Origin of the sequence: Providencia sp. PROV024 (assembly GCF_032709665.1) — a bacterium.
Lineage (GTDB): Bacteria > Pseudomonadota > Gammaproteobacteria > Enterobacterales > Enterobacteriaceae > Providencia > Providencia huashanensis.
Map to the genome: position 1 here is coordinate 2,894,670 of NZ_CP120545.1, position 19,620 is coordinate 2,914,289.

At 39.9% G+C, this 19,620-nt stretch carries 20 protein-coding genes; 7 read left to right on the top strand and 13 right to left on the bottom strand.

Annotation, left to right across the window (positions count from 1 at the left end; all coding sequences use genetic code 11):
- Positions 1–104: 104 nt before the first annotated feature.
- The 9 genes from iscX to trmJ form a co-directional block, all read right to left on the bottom strand.
- A complete protein-coding gene (iscX, locus tag P3L56_RS13375) occupies positions 105–305 on the bottom strand; it encodes a Fe-S cluster assembly protein IscX (RefSeq protein ID WP_004912658.1) in 201 nt (66 codons plus the stop codon).
- A 268-nt stretch (positions 306–573) separates the two neighbouring features.
- The gene (fdx, locus tag P3L56_RS13380; RefSeq protein ID WP_042844637.1) at positions 574–909 is read right to left on the bottom strand and encodes an ISC system 2Fe-2S type ferredoxin; all 336 of its coding nucleotides are present in this window, start codon (positions 907–909) and stop codon (positions 574–576) included.
- A 2-nt stretch (positions 910–911) separates the two neighbouring features.
- Positions 912–2,762, bottom strand: coding sequence for a Fe-S protein assembly chaperone HscA (hscA, locus tag P3L56_RS13385; RefSeq protein ID WP_042844638.1), 1,851 nt, complete (start codon positions 2,760–2,762; stop codon positions 912–914).
- Between the two features lie 12 nt (positions 2,763–2,774).
- The gene (gene hscB / locus P3L56_RS13390; protein ID WP_042844640.1) at positions 2,775–3,296 is read right to left on the bottom strand and encodes a co-chaperone HscB; all 522 of its coding nucleotides are present in this window, start codon (positions 3,294–3,296) and stop codon (positions 2,775–2,777) included.
- An 80-nt stretch (positions 3,297–3,376) separates the two neighbouring features.
- Positions 3,377–3,700: an iron-sulfur cluster assembly protein IscA gene (gene iscA, locus P3L56_RS13395; RefSeq protein WP_004264913.1), complete on the bottom strand. Its 324-nt coding sequence runs from the start codon at positions 3,698–3,700 to the stop codon at positions 3,377–3,379.
- Between the two features lie 211 nt (positions 3,701–3,911).
- Entirely contained in the window at positions 3,912–4,298 is a 387-nt protein-coding gene (iscU, locus tag P3L56_RS13400) for a Fe-S cluster assembly scaffold IscU (RefSeq protein ID WP_004264914.1), read from the bottom strand.
- A gap of 25 nt (positions 4,299–4,323) precedes the next feature.
- Positions 4,324–5,538 (bottom strand): IscS subfamily cysteine desulfurase, encoded by a 1,215-nt coding sequence (locus P3L56_RS13405; protein ID WP_042844645.1) that lies wholly within the window; start codon positions 5,536–5,538, stop codon positions 4,324–4,326.
- A 122-nt stretch (positions 5,539–5,660) separates the two neighbouring features.
- Positions 5,661–6,158 carry a Fe-S cluster assembly transcriptional regulator IscR gene (gene iscR, locus P3L56_RS13410; protein WP_004264917.1) on the bottom strand — a complete coding sequence of 166 codons (498 nt, stop codon included), beginning with the start codon at positions 6,156–6,158 and terminating at the stop codon, positions 5,661–5,663.
- Positions 6,159–6,277: 119 nt separating this feature from the next.
- Positions 6,278–7,009 carry a tRNA (cytosine(32)/uridine(32)-2'-O)-methyltransferase TrmJ gene (gene trmJ / locus P3L56_RS13415; protein ID WP_042844647.1) on the bottom strand — a complete coding sequence of 244 codons (732 nt, stop codon included), beginning with the start codon at positions 7,007–7,009 and terminating at the stop codon, positions 6,278–6,280.
- Between the two features lie 123 nt (positions 7,010–7,132).
- On the opposite strand from trmJ, the gene suhB reads away from it, so the two are divergent.
- Positions 7,133–7,936, top strand: coding sequence for an inositol-1-monophosphatase (gene suhB / locus P3L56_RS13420; protein WP_042844648.1), 804 nt, complete (start codon positions 7,133–7,135; stop codon positions 7,934–7,936).
- A gap of 91 nt (positions 7,937–8,027) precedes the next feature.
- Here the strand turns inward: suhB and P3L56_RS13425 are convergent, their stop codons facing one another.
- Entirely contained in the window at positions 8,028–9,044 is a 1,017-nt protein-coding gene (locus tag P3L56_RS13425; RefSeq protein WP_166685325.1) for a zinc-binding alcohol dehydrogenase family protein, read from the bottom strand.
- 143 nt (positions 9,045–9,187) lie between these two features.
- On the opposite strand from P3L56_RS13425, the gene P3L56_RS13430 reads away from it, so the two are divergent.
- From P3L56_RS13430 to P3L56_RS13450, 5 genes are all read left to right on the top strand, one after another.
- On the top strand, positions 9,188–10,093 hold the full coding sequence (locus P3L56_RS13430; RefSeq protein WP_042844651.1) for a GntR family transcriptional regulator: 906 nt from the start codon (positions 9,188–9,190) through the stop codon (positions 10,091–10,093).
- A gap of 368 nt (positions 10,094–10,461) precedes the next feature.
- On the top strand, positions 10,462–11,916 hold the full coding sequence (locus P3L56_RS13435; protein ID WP_247605590.1) for a tagaturonate reductase: 1,455 nt from the start codon (positions 10,462–10,464) through the stop codon (positions 11,914–11,916).
- A 31-nt stretch (positions 11,917–11,947) separates the two neighbouring features.
- Positions 11,948–12,952 carry a C4-dicarboxylate TRAP transporter substrate-binding protein gene (locus tag P3L56_RS13440; RefSeq protein WP_071548209.1) on the top strand — a complete coding sequence of 335 codons (1,005 nt, stop codon included), beginning with the start codon at positions 11,948–11,950 and terminating at the stop codon, positions 12,950–12,952.
- Between the two features lie 76 nt (positions 12,953–13,028).
- On the top strand, positions 13,029–13,508 hold the full coding sequence (locus tag P3L56_RS13445) for a TRAP transporter small permease (RefSeq protein WP_048607855.1): 480 nt from the start codon (positions 13,029–13,031) through the stop codon (positions 13,506–13,508).
- On the top strand, positions 13,499–14,776 hold the full coding sequence (locus P3L56_RS13450) for a TRAP transporter large permease (protein WP_042844653.1): 1,278 nt from the start codon (positions 13,499–13,501) through the stop codon (positions 14,774–14,776). Before P3L56_RS13445 ends, P3L56_RS13450 begins: the two co-directional genes overlap by 10 nt.
- A 153-nt stretch (positions 14,777–14,929) precedes the next feature.
- Here the strand turns inward: P3L56_RS13450 and P3L56_RS13455 are convergent, their stop codons facing one another.
- Positions 14,930–16,081: a 3-phenylpropionate MFS transporter gene (locus P3L56_RS13455; protein ID WP_210831503.1), complete on the bottom strand. Its 1,152-nt coding sequence runs from the start codon at positions 16,079–16,081 to the stop codon at positions 14,930–14,932.
- A gap of 81 nt (positions 16,082–16,162) precedes the next feature.
- A complete protein-coding gene (glyA, locus tag P3L56_RS13460) occupies positions 16,163–17,416 on the bottom strand; it encodes a serine hydroxymethyltransferase (protein ID WP_105881182.1) in 1,254 nt (417 codons plus the stop codon).
- 463 nt (positions 17,417–17,879) lie between these two features.
- Here glyA and hmpA point away from each other — a divergent pair, with 463 nt between their 5' ends.
- Positions 17,880–19,079, top strand: a complete 1,200-nt coding sequence (gene hmpA, locus P3L56_RS13465) for an NO-inducible flavohemoprotein (RefSeq protein WP_042844659.1) — start codon at positions 17,880–17,882, stop codon at positions 19,077–19,079.
- A 194-nt stretch (positions 19,080–19,273) separates the two neighbouring features.
- Here hmpA and glnB read toward each other — a convergent pair whose 3' ends face one another.
- Complete coding sequence (glnB, locus tag P3L56_RS13470) at positions 19,274–19,612, bottom strand: nitrogen regulatory protein P-II (RefSeq protein ID WP_004912721.1); 339 nt, start codon at positions 19,610–19,612, stop codon at positions 19,274–19,276.
- Positions 19,613–19,620: the final 8 nt, after the last annotated feature.

Below are 19,620 nucleotides of genomic sequence, written 5' to 3' on the forward strand. Positions count from 1 at the left end.
TTAACTGATAAATAATACTAGGGATATCATTATAGTGCTGATGCAAAATAAAAAAACCGAGCACTATTCTTAATAGCCACTCGGTTTTTAGATGAAAAAACCACTTATTCGAATTCATCCAGCCAAACTAACAAGATCGCTTCTAAAATTTTCTCATTCGATTTTTGCGGGTCATCATCAAACTCTTCTAAGTCGCAAATCCACTGGTGCATATCCGTAAAGCGCACGGTTTTCGGATCAACGTCAGGAAATGCATCATATAATGCTTCACCGATTTCACGGCTATTTGACCATTTTAAGCTCATACTCCCTCACTAATTTGATTATCAAGCTTTCATCTACACTTCAATGTGCAAAATAATTCGCTCGCTCTGCTACCTGTGATTGAAAGCATCAATACCGCGACAGCATGAAATATTAACAAATAGTCCAATGCTCTAAATAGTTCAATGCTCTAAATAGTTCGCGTTGTCGCTAGGCGGCAATTGAAAGTATCTCGGGGAGCATACACAAGTATGTGACCCGAATACTTGAAAGAAGCCAACACCGCGACAGCGCGAAATATGACGAGCATTAGTGTTCACGGGCATGGTTGATCGTATATTTTGGAATCTCGACCACTAAATCTTCATCAGTCACCAGCGCCTGACAACTCAGTCGGCTCTCAGGTTCTAAGCCCCATGCTTTATCTAGCATATCGTCTTCTAACTCACTGCTTTCTTCCAATGAATCAAAACCTTCACGAACAATACAATGGCAAGTCGTACAAGCACAGGATTTCTCACAGGCATGTTCGAGTTCGATACCACTGCGTAATGCAACATTTAAAATAGACTCGCCTTCTTGTGCTTCAACAACCGCACCGTCTGGGCATAAATCACTATGAGGTAAAAAAACTATTTTAGGCATAATTATATCTCATCCACAGAATGGCCTGACAGCGCTTGGCGTATAGAGCTATCCATACGACGCGCAGCAAAATCCTGCGATTGCTTATCCAGTTGTTTAATGGCATTTTCAATTACGGCCGGGTCAGTCCCCTCGACCGCTTTAATTAACTCATTGACTGCATTATCAATTTCCGACTCTTCTGTTGGCGTCAGTAAATTGGCATCTTGCGCTAATGCACTCGTTAAACTTTCAAGCACTCTTGCCGCTTCAACTTTTTGCTCCGCTAAGCGGCGCGCATTAAGATCATCTTGCGCGTTTGACATTGAATCTTTAATCATGCTTGAAATTTCATTATCCGTTAACCCATAAGATGGCTTAACTTGAATAGAAGCTTCTACACCCGTGGATTTTTCCATCGCACTGACACTTAATAACCCATCCGCGTCAACTTGGAAAGTTACCCGAATATGTGCGCCCCCCGCAGCCATTGCCGGGATATCACGCAAGGTAAAACGCGCTAATGAACGGCAATCGGCAACCATTTCACGCTCACCTTGTACTACGTGCACGCTCATTGCCGTTTGGCCATCTTTAAATGTAGTAAATTCTTGGGCACGAGCGACTGGGATAGTGGTATTGCGCGGAATCACTTTTTCTACAAGCCCCCCCATGGTTTCTAAACCAAGGGACAGAGGAATAACATCTAGCAATAACATATCACTGTCAGGCTTATTCCCAACTAGAATATCGGCTTGGATAGCCGCGCCAATGGCCACAACCTTGTCAGGGTCGATTGAGGTCAGTGGTTCTTTTCCAAAAAAATCACCCACTTTCTGGCGAACTAATGGCACACGCGTTGAGCCCCCAACCATCACCACATTCAACACTTCTTCTGCCTCAACTCCCGCATCTTTCAATGCTCGACGGCAGGCTAACAATGTCCGTTTAACATGATTTTCAATCAACGCATTAAATTGCTCACGGTGAATTTCACCATGCCAATTAGCAACATCAATGGTCGCAGTATTTGCATCACTCAACGCAATTTTTGTTTTGGTCGCAATATTCAATAATTGACGATTTAAATGATGATCACCTTGCAGTGAAACGCCAGCTTGATTGGCAATCCACTCAGCAAGAAGTTGGTCAAAATCATCACCGCCGAGCGCTGTATCACCACCAGTCGCTAATACTTCAAACACACCACGACTTAAGCGCAAGATAGACACATCAAATGTACCACCGCCGAGGTCATAAACCGCTATTACCCCTTCTTGCCCAGAGTCTAACCCATAAGCAATCGCCGCAGCCGTCGGCTCATTGAGTAAACGTAGCACATGTAAACCAGCAAGACGTGCGGCATCTTTGGTACCTTGACGCTGTGCATCATCGAAATAGGCAGGAACGGTGATCACGACGCCATCCATTTCACCACCGAGAGTTTCTTGTGCGCGTTTAGCGAGTGTTTTTAAAATATCAGCAGAAACTTGGATTGGGTCAACTTGGCCCGCAGCAGTTTGAATAAATGGTAAACCATTTTCACTGGCACTCAATTGATAAGGTAAATCAGGATAGCGTTTTTGAATATCTGCTAATGAGCGCCCCATCATACGTTTTACTGAAATAACCGTATTCACCGGGTCCTGCTCAGCTAGTTGTTTAGCTTCCCAACCAACTTGTTTGCTATTTGCTTGATAATTCACAATAGAAGGCAATAAAAAACGCCCTTGGTTGTCAGGTAATGCGGCGGCTTCACCACTTCGTACCGTTGCAATTAAAGAGTGAGTGGTTCCTAGGTCAATCCCCGCTGCTAATTTACGTTGGTGTGGAGCAGCAGTCATTCCCGGTTCACTGATTTGTAATAAAGCCATAGTCGTTTTCTCTTAAAATTCGCCTAGTAACCGTTCTTCGAGTTGCTCAGCCTGTTGCTGTAGCTTATCGAGAAAACGCAATTTACGTACGGTATCAGCGGCTTTTTCCCACTGCATGGCATCCAGTTCGGTTACCATCAACACACTTCTTGTTTGTTGCATTTGCTTGACGTTTTTCATAAACGTGCTCAGTAGTTCAAGTGCATCAGCATTATTTTCGATATTGTCTAATTCTTCACGTAATTCAAGCTGCTCCATCAAAAATGCAGTGTCATGCATGGTATGTTGTTCATTATTAATATCGAAACCATGCAATGAAAGCATATATTCCGCGCGCTTAAGCGGGTGACGAAGAGCTTGATAAGCCGCATTAATCGTTGCAGCCTTTTGAAGTGCTTGCATCTTTTCCTGTTCGGAACAAGTTGCAAAACGGTCAGGATGGTATTGACGCTGTAAATCTTGAAAGCGCTGCGTTAGCTGTTCGCTATCAATAGCGTAAACGGGAGTTAACCCGAAAAGAGTAAAATAATCCATAAGTGCTCAGTTTCTCGAACCGGTAACCAATGCCGCCAGTATTAGCAACATCGGTCGAAAATCATGCTTATATGAAGGAATTATACGTGAAAACTTTCACCGCATCCGCATTCACTGTTGACGTTAGGGTTATTAAATTTAAACCCTTCGTTTAAGCCTTCTTTTACAAAATCCAGCTCGGTACCATCAAGATAAACAATGCTTTTACCATCGACGATAACTTTAACACCTTTGTCTTCAAAAACCGTGTCTTCTTCATTGATTATATCAGCAAACTCAAGGACATAAGCCATTCCTGAACAACCAGAAGTTCTTACACCTAAACGCAAGCCTTCACCTTTCCCTCGGTTTTGTAGGAAAGATTGAATTCGCTGCGCCGCACTTTCTGTAAGAGAAATAGACATTGCAAACCTCACTTTAGAAACAAATAAGGCAGATGCTACCGATTAGTCGCATCCGCCTTCAAATTATTTTATATCCGTCATCATTGAGCTGATGAGTGTTAACTTCCCTCAGCGATATTCACCCCAAATGATTACGGATAATCTGTCAGATATAGGACGATAACTTTTGTTATTTATTAATATTGGTTGCCCTATACACTAACATTTATACCTATTTGCTTTGGCGTTTGCTTTTGTAATCAGCAATAGCAGCTTTAATGGCATCTTCAGCTAGAATTGAGCAGTGAATTTTCACTGGCGGTAATTCTAACTCTTCTGCGATTGCTGTATTTTTGATTGACTCAGCTTCATCCAAGCTTTTGCCTTTCATCCACTCTGTAACCAATGAACTTGAAGCAATAGCTGAACCGCAACCATACGTTTTAAAGCGTGCATCTTCAATAATGCCGTCATCATTTACTTTAATCTGTAATTTCATGACATCACCACATGCAGGTGCACCTACCATACCACTGCCTACGCTTGGGTCGCTGTTGTCAAACGAACCAACGTTGCGTGGATTTTCATAATGATCGATAACTTTTTCACTGTAAGCCATTTTTTATACTCCTGAAACCGTCTGATTAATGGTGAGACCATTCGATGCTGTTAAGATCTACGCCGTCTTTAAACATTTCCCATAAAGGAGACAGCTCGCGTAAGTGGCCAATTGCGCCATGAATCATTTTGATTGCATAGTCAATTTCTTCTTCTGTCGTGAAACGACCTAAAGAGAAACGGATTGAGCTGTGTGCTAGCTCATCATTCATCCCTAAAGCACGTAGTACATAAGAAGGTTCTAGGCTTGCAGATGTACATGCAGAACCTGAAGAAACAGCCAAATCTTTCAAGGACATCATCAGTGATTCACCTTCAACATAGTTGAAGCTGACGTTCAGAATGTGCGGCGCACCGTGTTCTAAATCACCGTTGAGGTAAACTTCTTCGATATCTTTAATGCCATTCCATAAACGTAAGCGTAACCCGCGTAAACGCTCGGACTCAGATGCCATCTCTTCTTTTGCAATACGATACGCTTCACCCATACCGACAATTTGGTGAACCGCTAATGTACCAGAACGCATACCACGCTCATGACCGCCACCGTGTTGTTGTGCCTCAAGACGCACACGCGGTTTACGACGAACGTACAGTGCACCGATGCCCATTGGGCCATACAGTTTGTGAGCAGAGAATGACATTAAATCGACTTTTAATGCGTTCAAGTCGATAGGTAATTTACCTACACTTTGAGTCGCATCAACGTGGAAGATAATCCCTTTGCTACGGCATAATTCACCGATTGCTTCGATATCCTGAATAACACCAATTTCATTATTAACATGCATAATTGAAATTAAAATTGTGTCTTCACGGATAGCATCTTTGAGATCTTGCATGGCAATTAAACCGTTGCTTTGTGGTGACAAATAAGTCACTTCAAAACCTTCTCGTTCTAATTGACGGCAAGTGTCTAAAACGGCTTTGTGTTCCGTTTTACACGTAATAATGTGATTACCTTTCTTTTTATAGAAATTGGCAGCGCCTTTAATCGCTAAGTTATCAGACTCTGTTGCACCTGATGTAAAGACGATTTCACGTGGGTCAGCACCCACTAATTCAGCTATTTGATTACGAGCAATATCAACCGCTTCCTCGGCTTGCCAGCCAAAACGGTGAGAACGGGATGCTGGATTACCGAAGTTCCCATCCATTGTTAAACATTGCATCATTTTTTCAGCAACACGTGGATCGACGGGTGTTGTTGCTGAATAGTCAAGATAAATTGGTAATTTCATTGCTCACATACTCCAAAGGTCAATATAGCTTGCCTTTAATTTTTAAAGGTACAAATAGCGGGTGCTAGCTCTTCGTCTAAAACCTCACCAAAATGTACCGACTGCAATTTTTAATATATTTTTTAAGCACGTACATTGATAATAGATTCAGGTGTTATTCCATTTGGCATGGTTTTACGCTGTTCATTATCTTGTCTATCAGCAACAACCATGACTTCTTGGTTTTTAACCAATTCGTCAAGACTAATGCTGCTAAGGAAACTTGTGATTCTATCGCTTAAGTCACGCCACAATGCGTGGGTTAAGCAGCGGTCACCATTTTGGCAACCTTCTTTATTACCTTGACAACGAGTCGCGTCAACAGATTCATCAACCGCAGCAATGACTTCAGCAACAAAAATTTGGTCTGCGTCTCTGCCAAGCAAATAACCACCACCCGGACCGCGGACGCTGGAAACTAGCTCGTTTTTGCGTAAACGAGAGAAAAGTTGCTCAAGATAAGAGAGGGAAATTCCCTGACGTTCAGAGATATCAGCTAAAGGTACTGGACCTGACTGAGAATGTAACGCGACATCTAACATCGCTGTTACCGCGTAACGCCCTTTGGAAGTGAGTCTCATAACATATTACTCCGTGGTAAATTATAGCAAGATTGTGACATTCCTGACTAATTTAGTCAACTATTTACCTGACTATTTTACTCAAGTATTATTCACCTACTTTTACCACGAGTTTAGCCTCACTTTTTCGCCCATTTTTCCATCGACGTTAGGATACCCCTTAAGATATGTAACTCTTGAGTTTCAATGTGCGCACGGGTGAACAAGCGACGTAATTTATTCATAATTAAGCCTGGATGTGCCTTACGAATAAAACCTGACTCATGTAGTACACTCTCAAGATGGACATAAAAACGCTCAACATCTTCTGATGGCGGGTATTCTACCTCATCATCCGGCGATATTACCGCATTTTTTTCATCCATAGCCAGATAAGCCATACGAATTTCATAACTCACCAACTGAACAGCCATCGCTAAATTTAATGACCCATATTCAGGATTGGTGGGAATATATAAGTGATATTGGCATTTTTGTAACTCTTCGTTAGTCAAGCCAACACGTTCACGACCAAAAACAATCGCCACTGGTGACTCTTTTGATTGGTTTACTGATTTTACACCACACTCACGAGGCTCAACCATGGGCCACGACAATGTACGAGAGCGAGCACTAGTACCAATGACTAATTTACACCCTTCTAAGGCTTCATCGAGCGTTTTGACGATCGTGGCATTACCGATAACATCACTTGCCCCTGCGGAAAGTGCGATTGAGTGTGAATCAGGCTCAACAAGAGGATTAACAAGATAAAGATTTGAAAGCCCCATGGTTTTCATTGCACGGGCAGTCGAGCCCATATTACCAGTGTGTGAGGTCTCAACAAGAACAATACGGATATTATCTAACATGATTTATACGTTTAATGAAAAAATTATCGGCACAGTTTAACACAAAATTGCTTATTGTGACGAACATCTATATAATTCGGCTCTCTTGTTTTTCGTTCTTTAACATTCCAGTGGAAAAAGCCCATGCATCCGATGCTTAACATCGCCATACGTGCCGCACGTAAGGCCGGTAATCACATAGCTAAAAACTATGAAATGCCTAGTAATATCAAAGTGACTCAAAAAGGCGCTAACGATTTTGTCACTAACGTTGATCAAGAATCTGAGCAGTTGATTATTGAAATCATCCGTAAGTCATATCCTGATCATACTATTATCACTGAAGAAAGCGGTGAGTTATTAGGTAAAGATAACGATATTCAATGGGTAATCGATCCACTGGATGGCACGACTAACTTCACAAAACGCCTTCCCCATTTTTCTGTTTCTATCGCTGTGCGCGTTAAAGGCCGTACTGAGGTTGCCGTTGTTTATGACCCAATGCGTAATGAACTGTTCAGCGCAGTTCGTGGTCAAGGCGCGCAACTTAATGGTTACCGCATTCGTATCGATGAAAAACGTGGCCTTGACGGAGCTATTGTCGCAACAGGCTTCCCTTTCAAACAAAAGCAACATGCTCCTGCCTATATGAAAATTATGACGGCTATGTTTGATAAATGTGCTGATTTTCGCCGCACAGGCTCCGCAGCGTTAGATTTATGCTATGTCGCATCAGGCCGTGTTGATGCATTCTTCGAAATTGGTTTAAAACCTTGGGATTTCTTAGGTGGCAAGCTGATCATGCGTGAAGCAGGCGGTATTGTGACTGATTTTGTCGGTGGCCATAACTATTTAGCTTCAGGTAACTTGGTTGCTGGTAGCCCACGAGTGGTTAAAGATATATTATCCGTTATGAAAGACGAATTATCAGAAGCCCTTAAACGCTAATTCCCCCCCCGTTTGAAAAAAGCCCACAACAAGTTACAGTTCAAGCTGTCTTAAGTGGGCATTTTTTTGCATGTAATTTAACGAATGTGACTTAAAATAAAATAACCCCTTTAATTAACTCACGATTATTAATAACATCTTTCTCATAGCGCTTACCAATGGTATTAAAATCAAATTGATGAGTTAACATCATCTCACTTGTTAGCTTACCTTCCGACATCAACTTCGCTACTTTATTGAAATCTTCAAGCGTTGCATTACGGCTTCCCATCATTGTGGTTTCTTTCTTATGAAAATCGGGATCTGAAAAAGATAAATTGCCTTTAAACAAGCCAACAAATACCACTATCCCACCGTGGCGAATTAAATTAACGGCGCTATTCATCGCATGCGGGTTCCCCGTCGCATCAATGACTTTTTCCGCTAACTGCCCTTGGAAATTTTCTTCAATGACAGATAAATACATTTCATCCGCTGGGTCACAGGTTGTGACTCCCAGCACCTTTTCTACGTGCTGGCGCCTTGCTGCACTGGTATCTGCAACTAACACGTTAGCACCATCTGCTTTAGCAATAGCAGCAACACCTAAACCAATTGGCCCTGCGCCCACGACCAAAACCGTATCTTGAGATTTCACTTGCGCACGCCTTACCGCGTGAGCACTAATAGAAAATGGCTCAATTAACGCCCCATCAATATCACTAACAGTATCGGCGATTGCCAATACATTATTCTCTGGGACATTTAAATACTCACAAAACCCCCCATCTTCATGTACACCTATAACTGAGATTTTTTCGCAGCAATTCGTTTTACCACTTTTACAAGCTCCACATTCGTAGCAAGCAACATAAGGCATTACCGCAACACGTTGCCCTACTTTCCACTGAGTTACATCAGAAGCGACTTCACAAATGGTCCCCGAAATCTCATGCCCTAATACGCGAGGATATTGGAAAAAAGGTTGATTTCCTCCCCATGCATGAATATCTGTGCCACAAATTCCAATAGCATGGATTTTAATTTTTACCTGACCGGCTTTGACCACTGGCTCTTCAACTTGCTGATAGACTAGCTTTTTAGGTTCCTGACAAATCAATTGCTTCATATCATCCTCCATCAATTTATCTGTCTTTTTTAATTTAAAAAACATAATCTAGATATTAAACAAGCAGGTTTTGTGATTAAATGTTTTAAAATCGGTTTTAAATCGGTTTTTTAAGAATAAAAATCAATTAGAGGGACCTCAAAATGGTGAGAAGTAAAAATTTGCGCTACGCTTCTATTAATGAATTTTTAGATGCTATTCATAAAAATTTGTTAACTTCGCCTTTTCCTTCTCAATCTTCCTTAGCGGAAATGTTTAATATCAGTCGTACAACTGTCAGGCACACGATTGAATATTTACTAGAGAAAAAAATTGTTGAAAAACAAGGTAATGAATATCACGTTATTCGATACCCAAACAAAACTGATTTCTTCCCAGTTGAATCAAGCCTGCCAGATCAGCAAATTGTGTTATTCGAAAAAGCGTTTTACCAAATGATTAAACGCAAAGAACTGATGCCTGGGGATACTTTTACAGAGTTACAACTCGCCAAGAAAAGCCATGTTAACTCCAGTGTGGTTAGGGAATTTTTGGTTGAATTTTCTCGATATGGGTTAATTAAAAATACCCATAGAGGCAACTGGCACATGATGAAATTTTCTCGCGAATATGCAGAGAAACTCTTTGAATTTAGGGAGTTGCTTGAAACAAATGCACTTACGCATTTTTTAAATTTACCCGCGGATGACCACCGTTGGATTTTAGCCAAAGAATTATTACTTAAACATAGGGCATTGCGCGAAACAGTCACGATTAATTATCGTGATTTTTCCCAGTTAGACTATGAATTACATAGCCTTATTTTATCGGGAGCCAACAATCCCTTTTTTAACCAATCACTTGAAATTATTACTGTTATATTCCACTTCCAATACCAGTGGGATGAGTCAGACTTAAAAGAAAGAAACGTCCTTGCTATCGAAGAACACATGACTATTTTAAGTGCTTTAATTAGCCGTAATGATATTGTCGCGATGAATGAACTTCGTCACCATTTAGATACTGCTAAACGGACTATGATCAATTCGATACAACAGACATATGAATAACCCTATTCAATCCAAGCGCTTGATTAAAAACTAATTGAGCGCCCTATGACTTACTATTATTATTCCCTCCTCCACGTTTAACCTGAATTTTTCACTAAAAAAACAATAGAATCATAAAAAACCAATCATCCTCACTTACCCAAAAAATAATATAATTCTTAATTATCATATAATTATATAAAAAATAATAATAATCACTATTTTAACAAAGATAAAAACCATGTTTTTAATTGATAAAAAACACATTAAAAACACCAAAAAGCCATTGACCCCACAAAATTGATGCAATTAATAGTCCGTAAAAAAAAATACTTCTAGTCTGAACCCACACCAGATGAATAATACACATAATAACTCGAGGAATAGTCATGGATAATTACCTGAATCGGCAATCAATGGCTAATAAGCAGTACCCAGAAAAAATTCTTCAGTTTGGGGAAGGTAACTTTTTACGGGCATTTATTGACTGGATGGTTGATCAACTGAATGAAAAAACAGACTTTAATAGCGGCATAACAATTGTCAGGCCGATTGATTCAACACACCCGTCAATCAATGAGCAAGATGGTTTATATACCGCCATCACCAGGGGAATCAACGAACAACAACAAAGTGTTTCAAATGTCAGGATCATCAATTCCGTTAATCGCGAAATTCTTATTTATTCTGAATATGATAAATTTTTAAGTTGTGCGGAAAACCCAGACTTACAGTGGGTTTTTTCCAATACGACCGAAGCGGGTATTGTTTATAAACAAGATGTTTGCTTGGACGATAGGCCTGCAAGTAGTTTTCCTGCAAAATTGACTCAATTTCTTTTCCACCGTTATCAGCATTTCAATGGTGATAAAAGCAAAGGATTGATAATCATCCCTTGTGAATTAATCGATTATAATGGTAAAAAATTAAAAGAATTTATCAATAAACACGCAGAGGACTGGAATCTACCTAATGATTTCATCATGTGGCTGAATAACCACAATACCTTTTGCTCTACGTTAGTTGATAGAATAGTGACAGGTTATCCTAAAAATGAAATCGGTAAATTAGAAAAAGAGTTAGGTTATAAAGATAAGTTTTTAGTTACCGCTGAATATTTTTATCTATTTGTTATTCAAGGACCAAAAGAATTAGAGAAAAAACTGAAATTAAATGAATTGCCATTAAACATAAAGATTGTCGATGACATTAAACCTTACAAAGAGCGTAAAGTCGCTATCTTGAATGGCGCACATACCTCAATGGTACCTGTCGCTTATTTAGCAGGAATTAAAACTGTACGTGAGGCCACATCTAACCCCATTTTATTATCCTTTACCAAGGATTTAATCGGTAACGAAGTGATCCCTGTGTTATCTCAAGACCCTACGGAGTTAAATGCTTTCGCATCCGCAGTTATCGACCGTTTTAACAACCCATTTATAGAGCATGAATTACTCTCTATCGCTCTTAATTCATTAACCAAGTTTAAAACTCGGCTATTACCTCAATTAATCTCTTATTCTAACCAATACAATCAAATCCCTTATTGCATTGCATTCTCACTCGCGGCATTGATTGTTTTTTATCGCGGGCAGTTTAATCAATTATCAATCCCATTGAATGATGATGATTATTTGCTCAAACGTTTTAAAGAATGGGATAGCCTCTATGATTCGGATACAAGGCAGTTAACCCAAAATGTCTTAGCAATGTCTGATTTATGGGGCTTAAATCTCAATGAAATTCCACAATTACAGGAAGATGTTTGCCAAAAAATAAATGCTATTCTGCATAATGGCACTGAATCCACTTTACGTGAAAGATATAAAAAAACTATTTAAAACAATAAATCCCCCTACAGGAGATACTTTTATGAAACTGAGCACATTGAACGGGAAGAAAATTCTTAGCTTAACACTCAGCACTATGATTTTAATGGGCAGTATGGCTGGTTCAGCTTTTGCTGATGCTAAATATAAATTAAAAGTTGCCTACGAAAATAATCCAGGCGAACCTTTTGACTTAGCAATCCATGAATGGGCAAAAAAATTCAATGAAAAAACAAATGGTGAAGGTGAATTAATCCCTTACCCAAGTTCACAATTAGGTTCTAAGAAAGATGTCATAGAACAAATGAAATTAGGTAGCCCATTAATTACTCTCGCTGATGGCGCTTTCTTCTCTGACTATGTCCCTGACTACGGCATTATGTTTGGTCCTTATTTAGGCCTTTCCTATCAGGATATTTTTAAATTAAATGCTTCACCTTGGTATGGCAATTTAGAACAGCAGTTGGATAAAAAAGGCCTGCATGTTGTATCTAAAGATTGGTTATATGGGTCACGTCATATTCTCGCGAATAAAATGATAAAAACGCCGGATGACTTAAAAGGTTTAAAAATCCGTGTACCAAATAATAAGATCCAAATTAAAGGCTTAGAAGCGATGGGAGCAACTCCAACACCATTACCTTTAGCTGAAGTTTATACCGCACTTAACCTTAAAATTATTGACGGTGCAGAAAACCCAATTCCTGTTTTATATGGCCAAAAACACCATGAAGCAGCGAAATTTCTTATCCTAACGGGCCATGTAGAAAACGTCACTAACTTAGTCATGGGAAGCAAAACCTACAGTAAATTACCTGAAAATATTCAACAAGCTTTGGTTGAATCAGGAAATGAAGCAGGCCAATATTTAACTGAATTAGTTCTAAAAGAAGAAAAAGAAATTATTGAAAAAATGAAGAATGAAGGGGTTACCGTCGTTGAAGTTGACCGTGAGCTTTTCAAAGAAAAATCTAAGCCATTCTATAATGAATTCCCAGAGTGGTCTGCAAATTTATACCAGCAAACACAAGATATTATTAATAATTAACCATCATGATTGGCGGTATATTCCGCCAGTCTTTTCACAATAATAAGGTTAGCTATTATTCTTGCAAGGATCTTCTATGTTTAAATTTCTGGGGAAATTAAGTGATATTGTATCATCACTCGCCGTCGCAGCGATTGTGATGATCACTATTCTTGCTGTGTTCATGCGTTGGCTTCTTAATGACCCTTTAATGTGGAGTGAAGAAGTTTTAATTATTTGCTACATCTGGCTTGTCATGATCGGTGCCGCTTCGGCCGCAGGTAAAAGAATGCATGTCAGTATTGATGCCATCACCTCTTTATTTCCTGAAAAAATACAGTTAGTTATCGCAGTATTCACCCATATTATGGCTATCATTGCTTTATCAATTTTCGGTTACCTTGGATACGAACTGTCTATTATTGCAGAAGATAAGATAACCCCAATTATTGGTGTTTCTTATTATTACATCGACCTCTCTGTTCCTATTGGTGCATCCATCATGGTGTTATTTTCAATTCAACATTTGTTGGAAGATATGAGCAAATTAATTAAAGGGGATAAACCATGTCAGTAGTTATCGCCTGTATTGTATTAATTTTCTGTTTTTTAATTAACGTCCCTATATTCTTAAGTGTATTAATCGCTTTACTCACTTATTTCTTTTCTGTTGGTGATATTTCTCCATTAATCGCCGTACAGAGAATTATTGGTGCAGGGGAAAACGTAACCTTACTAGCTATTCCTTTTTTTATTTTATTAGGAAATTTATTAAATTACACTGGAATAACCAGTCGAATGCTAAAATTCACTGGCACTTTATCCGGCCACTACCCTGGAGGTCTTGCTCAATCAAACGTATTGTTAAGCACCATGATGGGTGGGCTATCAGCATCTAACCTTGCAGACTGTGCAATGCTGTCTAAAATGCTAGTGCCTGAAATGACGAAATTAGGCTATGGAAGGAGTTTTTCTGCTGCTGTGACAGCAGCTGGTTCACTCATTACCCCAATTATTCCCCCTGGGATAGCCCTTATTATTTATGGGTTTGTTGCTGACGTTTCCATTGGCAAAATGTTTATGGCTGCAATTATTCCTGGCCTTATGTGCTGCCTTGCCTTAATGGTTACTATTTATTTGATTGCCAAGAGACGTGGCTATAAACCAGCAAGAGAAAAAGGACCGACTTGGTCAGAGGTATACCAAACCGGTAAAGGCGCAATGTCAGCTTTCTTGTTGGTTCTTGTGATCATTGGTGGAATTAGGTTTGGTATTTTTACCCCAACAGAAGCTGGTGCAATTGCTGTACTTTATGTCATCGTTATTGGTACCTTCTTTTATCGCGAAATGAAGTTAAAAGATATCGCCGCTTCGTTTCTCGAAACAGCTCGTTCAACCGCGAGTATTATGCTAATCATCATGACATGTTCCGCATTAGCATGGGTATTGACGAATGAGCAAGTGGCACAAGATGTCGCGCGAATGATGACCAATTTTTCTGACAATCCTTATGTATTTTTAATGATAGTCAATGCGGTTCTGTTAATTCTAGGCATGTTCATTGAAGGTAATGCCGCGATTATTGTGCTCGTTCCTCTATTAATGCCAACGGTCAAATTACTCGGTATCGACCCAATCCACTTTGGTATTGTGATGATATTGAATTTGGCTATTGGTTGTTTAACGCCACCAATGGGAACAGTGATGTTTGTCGCGACGTCTATCACAGGTGTGCGTATTGCTGACTTTATTCGTGAAGTATTACCGTTATTCTTCGCATTAATTGTTGTTTTATTACTAGTGACATTTATGCCTGTATTTACAACATTCTTACCAAGCTTATAAAAATAATACTAACTTTAGATGGCAAGTAGCTCAGAAAGCTACTTGCCCATTTTAATTAAGTGTTTTTATTTAAATTAATATAAATGAAATGCAGCAAGAATACGCATATTCACTTCACTACTTGACAACAGACTCCCTCGTAACTATTCACCATTACGGCTGAGCAACAATTTTGGGTCGAATAAATATGGCAGGAATAGCAAGAAAAGCCATTAAATAGAAAACCACACCATGATGGGCTGGAACGCGCTCATAAATATAACCAACAATAATTGTAAGCACAGCTAACCCACCACCGGTGGCTAGGGCAGAATACACCCCTTGTAACGGAATGATTTCATTTTCTTTACGCGCACTAATAAAACGCATCGCGGCTAAATGGCAAACCGTAAAGGTACCACTGTGCAGTATTTGTATAATGATTAATACTGGTAAACTGGTAAATGCCCCCATTAAGCCCCAGCGAATCACCCCACAAAATGCAGATAAGAGTAATAGATTACGAGCACTCCAACGCCTAAATAAACGGTGGCTCAACATAAAAACTATCACTTCTGCGACAACACCCAGTGACCACAAATTACCTATTACTAAATCTGAATAGCCCGCTTCTTTCCAAAATAGGGACGCAAACCCATAATAAGCTGCATGTGCACCTTGCAGCAGCGTTACGCAAACTAAAAACTTCACGATGTTCTTATCTGCAATTAATTGCTTAAAGGAAAGCTTATCATCGCCCTCTACTTTGGCAGCTCCAGTCGGCATGATAGCGGGTTTTAACATTGACCCTAGCAATAATGCTAAGCAACTTATAATCAAAGCAACCATAATGGACTGATGACCCCAGACTCCCGCCAAATAGCCCATTAAAGATGAGCCGATAATAAATGCGATAGAGCCCCAAACACGGATTTTGCCATAATCGAATGAAAATTGTTTTTGCCAAGTGCCAGCCAACGAATCCCCTAATGGAACCATTGGTGCAAAAAACAAGTTAAACCCTATCATCACAAATAATAACCATGCCCAATGGGAACCAAAAGCAAAACCAACAGAGAAAATTAATGAGAGACCTGCTAGCAGTCGTAGTGCCATGATGAGTTTTGAGGGCTCTTTAACGGAAGGAGTAATAAACATTGCACCTAGGAAACGAGCTGTTAGCCCGACACCGAGTAAAACCCCTATCATTTCTGCATCAATACCCTCGCCCTGTAGCCACACAGACCAAAATGGTAAAAAAATACTATACGCAAAAAAATAGGTAAAATAGTCAATAGCTAACCAACGTGTTGATGGAATGACCATCACCCCTCCCTTTTTTCAATGCAAAAAACCCGCTCATACAAACATGTAGAAGCGGGTTTAGGTAATTAAATATTGTTTATATTATGCGTAAACTGGGTATTTTTTGCAGATTGTTAATACTTTTTGTTTCACGCTTTCAATGGTCGCTTCGTCATTGAGGTTGTCTAGAATATCACACATCCAGCCAGCTAGCTCACCTGCTTCCGCTTCTTTAAAACCACGACGTGTAATTGCTGGAGAACCAATACGTACACCAGACGTTACGAATGGGCTTTTCGGGTCGTTTGGTACGCTGTTTTTGTTAACAGTGATATTAGCGCGGCCAAGAGCTGCATCAGCATCTTTACCAGTAATACCTTTATCAACTAAATCAACTAAGAATAAGTGGTTTTCAGTTCCACCAGATACAACTTTATAGCCACGTTTTTGGAAAACGTCGACCATGGCTTTCGCATTTTTCGCCACTTGCTGCTGGTAAACTTTGAACTCTGGCTCCATAGCTTCTTTCAACGCAACCGCTTTACCTGCAATCACATGCATTAAAGGGCCACCTTGAGAACCTGGGAATACCGCAGAGTTGATTTTTTTGTACATCTCTTCGTCGCCACCTTTAGCAAGGATCAAACCACCGCGAGGGCCTGCTAAAGTTTTATGGGTCGTTGTTGTGACAACATGAGCGTGAGGAACTGGGTTTGGATAAACACCAGCTGCAATAAGACCTGCAACGTGAGCCATATCAACAAACAAATAAGCACCAATGCTATCTGCAATTTCACGCATTTTAGCCCAATCAACCACACCTGAATATGCAGAGAAACCGCCGATAATCATTTTAGGTTGATGTTTTACTGCTTGTGCTTTGATATCGTCGTAGTCAATTTTACCGCTCTCATCAATACCATAAGGAACGATATTATATAACTTACCCGAGAAATTAACTGGCGAACCATGCGTCAAATGCCCACCGTGTGCAAGGTTCATACCTAACACTGTATCGCCCGGTTGTAATAAAGCCATGTAAACAGCAGCGTTTGCTTGTGAACCAGAATGCGGCTGTACGTTTGCGTAATCAGCACCAAATAATTCTTTTGCACGGTCAATCGCTAATTGCTCAACGACGTCAACGTACTCACAACCGCCGTAATAGCGTTTACCTGGGTAGCCTTCTGCATATTTATTGGTTAGCTGAGAACCTTGAGCCTGCATGACTCGTGGACTGGTATAGTTTTCAGAAGCAATTAATTCAATGTGTTCTTCTTGACGTTGTACTTCTTGCTCCATTGCTTCCCATAGTTTTGGATCATAGTCTGCAATATTCATTTCACGCTTTAACATTCGCTTCTCCTGCCTCAGCAATTCAATAGGTTGAAAATCGATTCATCGCAATAACACACAGTGTAAACTCTTTTTCTCTGTTGAGATAGCCCTAAAGAAAAAATATACGCAAACGATTGCATTAATTTTTTTCACTTCATTTGCTTCTTAAGGCTTCACTATAAAATAGCCCAAATTTTATTTTTTGACGCAGAGATCGCTGAATTTGCAAGCCCCTTCTCATTATGTGTTTATTTCAGTCATATTTTCCACGTTTGAGTATTTACTTGTTACCTTAAATATTATAAGTTGTATTTAAAATGCATGTTTATAAATAAACTTTGTGTCTCTCAAATAAAAGTACGTTTATTACGGTGAAATAACGCTATCTAAATGAAAATATGCAATATATTTTCAAGTAGCTGAAAAATACATCATCGCGATGAACACTAAGGGAACATGAAAATAATTCAGGAGCACCTGTATGTTAGATAGCCAAACCATTGCCATTGTTAAATCAACTATCCCTGCCATTGCTGAGACAGGCCCCAAACTTACCGCCCATTTTTATGACAGAATGTTTAAACAACATCCTGAACTAAAAGATATTTTCAATATGACTCACCAAATGAATGGTGACCAACGCGAAGCCCTATTCAATGCTATTTGCGCTTATGCCGTCCATATTGAAACACCTGAAGCACTGGTTTCTGCCGTGGAAAAAATCGCACAAAAACACGTGAGTTTAAATATCAAACCGGAGCACTACCCAATTGTTGGGGAAAACTTACTGGCAGCTATCGATGAATTACTTAACCCAGGTCAAGAAGTGCTTGATGCATGGGGAAGAGCTTATGGTGTATTAGCGGATATTTTCATTGGTCGTGAAGCCGCAATTTACCAAGAAAACTCAGATAAAACGGGGGGATGGGAAGGCCTACGGGAATTTAAACTAAAACAAAAACAGCCACAAAGTGATGTCATCACCAGTTTTGAATTTGTCCCTGTCGATGGAAAACCCGTCGCAAATTACCGCGCAGGGCAATATATTACAATCTATGTAAATAGTGATGATTTTGAAAACCAAGAAATTCGCCAATATTCATTAACTACTGCACCTAATGGTCATAGCTATCGTATCGCCGTAAAACGCGAAGACCAAGGCGCTGTTTCTAATTTCTTACACCAGCAATTAAATGAAGGTGATAGCGTATTATTGGCCCCTCCTTGTGGTGATTTCTTTATCGATGTTGATAACCAAACCCCTGTCACGTTGATTTCTGCGGGTGTAGGCTTAACCCCGATGTTGAGTATGCTTAACCACCTCACAGAACAAGGGCACGATGCACAAGTCAATTGGTTACATGCGGCTGAAAATGGGGCTGTTCATGCTTTTAGCCATGAAATACAACAACTGATGGCAAAACAAAAAGCGGGGCAATCTGCCATTTGGTTTAATCAACCTCGTACAACTGATCGGGCTGGCTTTGATTATCAATTCCAAGGTTTAATGGACTTAGAGCAAGTTCGTGAATGGATTGAGCAACCAAACATGCAGTTTTACTTCTGCGGCCCAGTCGGTTTTATGCAACATGTTGGTAAACAGTTGGTTTCAATGGGGGTTGATGCCAATGCTATTCACTATGAATGTTTTGGCCCACATAAGGTTCTGCCACTCAACTAATTGATAAAAAAATGCTCTTCTCGTGAGAAGAGCATTTCTTGAGATGCATTAACGCATTAAAATTGCTTTAATCACGTTTTAAAGCTCAAGCGGCTTAGTTTTCTCGCAATTTAGCGGTAACGGGTTCATCTAACAAATACACTGTTTTAATCCCATTCCTGTGTATTTTCCGTTACCGCTTTTTCCTTCTATGTTTAAATCGCTTCTTCGTCCTGTTCACCCGTACGGATGCGGATCACCCGGGCAACGTCATAAACAAAGATTTTACCATCACCAATTTTACCGGTTTGCGCGGTTTGCATAATGGTTTCGACGCAGTTTTCGACTATATCGTCCGGAACTACAATTTCAATTTTTACTTTAGGGAGGAAATCGACCATATATTCTGCACCGCGATACAGCTCGGTATGCCCTTTTTGGCGACCAAAGCCTTTCACTTCAGTAACAGTCATCCCAGTTATTCCTACTTCAGCCAGAGCTTCACGAACATCATCAAGTTTAAATGGCTTTATAATTGCATCAATTTTTTTCATAAATAGTC